The sequence below is a fragment of the Pseudoroseomonas cervicalis ATCC 49957 genome (assembly GCF_000164635.1).
Taxonomy (GTDB): domain Bacteria; phylum Pseudomonadota; class Alphaproteobacteria; order Acetobacterales; family Acetobacteraceae; genus Pseudoroseomonas; species Pseudoroseomonas cervicalis.
This window is the reverse complement of the sequence record NZ_GG770778.1, coordinates 61,424-65,064: the sequence shown is the minus strand read 5'-3', so window position 1 is coordinate 65,064 and position 3,641 is coordinate 61,424. Positions and strand designations below refer to the sequence as shown.

General features: G+C 71.4%; 4 protein-coding genes. 2 read left to right on the top strand and 2 right to left on the bottom strand.

The window, feature by feature from the left end; all coding sequences use genetic code 11:
- Nucleotides 1–1,001 (top strand): apolipoprotein N-acyltransferase (gene lnt, locus HMPREF0731_RS07665; RefSeq protein WP_007003501.1); only part of this gene is annotated, 1,001 nt, incomplete at its 5' end.
- Nucleotides 1,002–1,154: 153 nt separating this feature from the next.
- Nucleotides 1,155–1,604 carry a helix-turn-helix domain-containing protein gene (locus HMPREF0731_RS07660; protein WP_007003500.1) on the top strand — a complete coding sequence of 150 codons (450 nt, stop codon included), beginning with the start codon at nucleotides 1,155–1,157 and terminating at the stop codon, nucleotides 1,602–1,604.
- Nucleotides 1,605–1,788: 184 nt separating this feature from the next.
- On the opposite strand, the gene HMPREF0731_RS07655 is transcribed toward HMPREF0731_RS07660, so the two are convergent.
- A complete protein-coding gene (locus HMPREF0731_RS07655) occupies nucleotides 1,789–2,700 on the bottom strand; it encodes a lysophospholipid acyltransferase family protein (RefSeq protein ID WP_007003499.1) in 912 nt (303 codons plus the stop codon).
- A gap of 103 nt (nucleotides 2,701–2,803) precedes the next feature.
- Nucleotides 2,804–3,604, bottom strand: a complete 801-nt coding sequence (locus HMPREF0731_RS07650; RefSeq protein ID WP_007003498.1) for a GNAT family N-acetyltransferase — start codon at nucleotides 3,602–3,604, stop codon at nucleotides 2,804–2,806.
- Nucleotides 3,605–3,641 lie beyond the last annotated feature (37 nt).

Genomic DNA, 3,641 nt, shown 5'->3' with positions numbered 1-3,641 from the left:
TTCCCGCGCTTGGCCGCCGCGCCATGGCGGGGGGCGCCGCGGCGCTGGCGCTGCTGGCCGGCCTCTCCGCCTGGCGGCTGCACGGCACGGCCGAGCCCGCGGCTCCCGGCGTGAACCTGCTGCTGGTGCAGGGCAATATCCAGCAGGAGGCCAAGTGGCGGGAGGAGATGCGCTGGCCGATCTTCCGCCGCTACCTGGAGCTGACGCGCGAGGGCGCCGCCACCGCCCCCGGCGACCGCCCCCTGGCGGTGATCTGGCCGGAAACCGCCAGCCCCTTCCTGCTGCCGCAGGACGAGGCGGCGCGCCGCTATGCCGCGCAGGTGCTGCCGCCGCGGGCGGTGCTGCTGGCCGGCTCGGTGCGCGCCGAGTGGGACGCGCAGGGGCAGTTGCGCCACCTCTATAACAGCCTCTCGGCGGTGGATGCCGAGGCGCGGCTGCTCGGCACCTATGACAAGGCGCATCTGGTGCCGTTCGGCGAGTACATGCCGCTGCGCGGGCTGATCCCGATCCGCGTGGTGCAGGGGGCGGTGGATTTCGCCGCCGGCCCCGGCCCGGTGGCGATGGCGCCGGCCGGCCTGCCCGCCTTCAGCCCGCTGATCTGCTACGAGGTCATCTTTCCGGCCGCCGTCACGCCGGCCGACCGCCCGGCCTGGCTGCTGAACATCACCAACGACGCCTGGTTCGGCGTCTCCACCGGCCCCTACCAGCACCTGGCCGCGTCCCGGCTGCGCGCGGTGGAGGAGGGGCTGCCGCTGGCCCGCGCGGCGCAGACGGGGGTTTCGGCGGTGTTCGACGCCAAGGGGCGGGAGGTGGCGCGGCTGGGCCTCGGCCGGGCCGGCAGCGTGCTGGCGCCGCTGCCGGGCGCGCTGCCGCCGACGCTGTTCGCGCAATGGGGGAATGTCGCCGCCCTGCTCCCCGCCGGCCTTGCCCTCCTGGTTGCATTGCTGCACCCCTTGCTGTCGGGACGGCGGAAAAACCCGGCAGAGTTGTCGCATAAATGAGAATTCTCGAAAGAGTTGACAGTTTCCTACTGCTCAGTTTAAGAAAATTGCGCGGAACGGCGTCGAATCGGCCCGCCGGAGACACCCAAGCGGTTGCGGCAGGAGGTCGCGCGCCCGGCCGTCCCGTGATTCGTCCAGTGCGAAGGAGCGGCGATGCCGAGCGATGACCTGACGGAAAAGTCCGAACGCGAGCATCGCCCGAGTCCGATCGACGTGCATGTCGGCAGCCGCGTGCGGCTGCGCCGCACCCTGCTCGGCATGAGCCAGGAGAAGCTGGGCGAGGCGCTGGGCCTGACCTTCCAGCAGGTGCAGAAATACGAGCGCGGGGTGAACCGGATCGGCGCCAGCCGCCTGTTCGACCTGGCGCGGGTGCTGGACGTGCCGATCGGCTTCTTCTTCGACGACATGCCGGACGCGATGGGCGGCCAGACCGCGCTGCGCGCCCGCATTGGCGGCTTCGCCGAGCAGCAGGAGGGGTTCGAGGACGACACGCTGCACAAGCGGGAGACGCTGGAGCTGGTGCGCGCCTATTACCGCATCACCGAGCCCTCGGTGCGCAAGCGCGTCTTCGAACTGATCAAAAGCCTCGCCCCCATCGATTGATTCTTTCGGGCTGCTTTTTTTTTTCAGGCTGCCGCCGTCTCCTTCAACAGAGGGACGCTCTGCTCAAGGCGGCATCTCCCGGCACGGCGGGGCGCTGTGGTTTCCCGTCCAGCGGAACGCCAAACTGAAAAAGGTTTTTTGGTTCTTTTTTCCTAAAAAAGAACCCTTCCTTCCAAAATCCTTCTCACTGCACCCGGCGCGGCAGCGGCGCGCGGTTCTGCCGCAGGTCGGCGGCGCCCTCGGCCACCGCCCGCTCCACCGCGGCGGTCAGCGCCTTGCGGTTGGGGAAGTCGCGTGGGTCCACCGGCTCGTGCAGCAGGACGGTGGCGCGGCCGCCAGGGCGGCGGGCGAGGCGCCAGAAATGGCTGCCGATATCCATGTCGCCATACCAGGCGAAATGCGGCCGGTCGCGCCGGCAGGCGGGCAGGCCGCCCAGCCGGTCATACACCACCGAGACGGGCTGCACCTGCCGCGCCGCATCCGCCACCGCCAGGAAGGAGGAGCGGAAGGGCAGCACGCGGGTGCCGTCATTGCTGGTGCCTTCGGGGAACAGGATCATGCTGTCGCCCTGGCGCAGCCGCTCGCGCATCGCCTCGGCCTCGCTGCCGGTGCGGCCGCGGGAGCGGCTGACGAAGACGGTGCGCCCCAGCCGCGCGACGGTGCGCACCACCGGCCAGGTGCCGACCTCGGCCTTGGCGACGAACACCGCCTCCAGCACGCCGCCCAGCACCAGGATGTCGAGCCAGGATGAGTGGTTGGACAGGAACATCACAGGCCGGTCGCGCGCCGGCTGGCCGACCACCACCACTTCCAGCCCGATCAGCCGGCACAGCACCGCGTGGTAGATCCGGGCGAAGCGGATCTTGGCCTGCCCGGGCAGGGCCAGCAGCGCCGCCTGGACGGGGATGCAGAGCAGGGTCCAGAGCAGCACCAGGGTGATGCGGCGGATGGCGCGCAGCCGCCCGGCGACGGGGCGCGGGCCTTCGCCCAGGATTTCCCCGAAGCTGCCGGGGGCGCGCCGCAGCGGCGGCGTGCGGAGGCGCCGGCGGGGGTGGGGGGCGGCGTCATCCAGCGGGGAACGGGCGATGGCCTGCATGCATCAGGCGATAGCCGAGCCTCGGCGGCACCACAATGACGCTGCCGTTGCGCGGCCATGACATTGTGAGGGGCGCGGCCGGGCGGGCCGGCCCGGCGGCGCGCTACTCCTTGGCGCCGCGGTGCCGCTCGTAGTGGCGGGAGTATTTCTGCGTCACCAGGTCGGTCTTGACCACGATGCAGACATCGGTGGTGTTGAACTGGGTGTCGATCACCGCGCCGTCGCCGACGAAGCCGCCGAGGCGCAGATAGCCCTTCACCAGCGGCGCCAGCTCGGCCAGGGCCTGGCGGGGGTCGATGCCGGCGGGGTCGAGCCGATCCATCGGCACGAAGCGCTCGGGCAGGGCGCGCGGGCGCAGCGGCTCGGGCGCCAGGTGGTTGGCGTGCAGGTAGCTCAGCTGCTGCGCCAGCGCGTCCAGGTCGGTGCCGTGCAGGCTGGCGCAGCCGAACATCAGGTCGATATTGTGCACCGAGACATAGGCGGCGATGCCCGACCACAGCAGCTGCATGGCCGCGCGGTTGCGGTATTCCAGGGCGACGCAGGAGCGGCCGAGCTCCAGCAGGTTGCCGCCATTCTCGATCAGCGGCGCGAGGTCGTATTCCGAGGCGGAGTAGAAGCCGCCCGCCCGCGCCGCCGCCTCGCTGCGGATCAGCCGGTAGGTGCCGACGACGTTCTCGACGCCCTCGCCCAGATTGTGGTCGAGCACCAGGAGGTGGTCGGCGACCGCGTCGAAATGGTCGCGGTCGCGCCGGCTGGCGGCCGTCTCGGCGTCCGGGTGGGCCCCCATTTCCTCGTAGAAGACGCGGTAGCGCAGCGCCTGGGCGGCGTCGATCTCGGCCGCGCTGGTGGCGATCCGGACGCCGAGCGGGCCGCTGCGCAGCTCGCCGAAGCCGGCCTCGCTCATGCCGCCTCACCGCCGCGGCGGCGGGGCGCGCGCTTGC